Source organism: Stenotrophomonas geniculata ATCC 19374 = JCM 13324 (genome assembly GCF_001431625.1).
GTDB classification, from domain to species: Bacteria; Pseudomonadota; Gammaproteobacteria; order Xanthomonadales; family Xanthomonadaceae; genus Stenotrophomonas; species Stenotrophomonas geniculata.
In genome coordinates, this window is record NZ_LLXT01000076.1 from 1 (window position 1) to 751 (window position 751).

1 pseudogene is annotated in these 751 nt (G+C 70.8%); it reads left to right on the forward strand.

Annotated elements, in window-relative coordinates:
- Positions 1 to 751, forward strand: a pseudogene (locus tag ARC63_RS04095) (FAD-dependent oxidoreductase); the annotation flags it as partial.

A 751-nucleotide genomic window follows, 5' to 3' on the forward strand; every position in this document is an offset into this window, starting at 1 on the left:
CCGTGGGGGGCGCTGTGGTGCCTGCTGCCGGCCGAAGACTGGCCGCACGTGCGGGAGCTGCGCCAGCGCTCGAAGTCGGCGCGTGGCAGGCTCCAGAAGAAGCTCAGGCGCGGCGTGTCATCACCGGGGCGCGTGCCGACCGGCAGCAGCCCGATCATCTTGCGCGCGGCCACGTAGCGCTGGCAGGCCGACGGCATGGCCCCCTGGCTGGATGAACTGCATGCACTGTGGCCGCAGGCCAGTGCGCGCTTCGCCCACCTGCGCGATGCCGGCCAGATGGCGCGCGCGGTCTACCGTGATGCGGTGATGACGCGCTGGCACCAGGGCCGCATGGTGCTGGCCGGTGATGCCGCGCACGCGATGAGCCCGCAGCTGGGGCAGGGGGTGAACATGGCGCTGCTCGATGCGTTGGCATTGCGCGATGCCGTTCGCACGCATGGCGGTGGTGCCGAAGCGTTGCAGGCGTACCAGGCGCAACGCAGGGCGCACGTTGCGGTGTACCAGCGCTGGAGTCGTTGGCTGACGCCGCTGTTCCAGTCCGACCGCCACGCCTGGGCCAAGGCGCGTGATGTGCTGCTGGGCCCGATGGGGCGCCTGCCCGGTGGCCGTGGCCACATGCTGCGCGTGCTCAGTGGCACCCAGCACGGCTGGTTCGGTGCGCTCGCACTGGATCCGGCTTTCGTCGACGCATTGGCCGCCGCAGCGGAGGCACCTCGCATCAACGCGATCACGGCCAATGCGTCGACGAAAG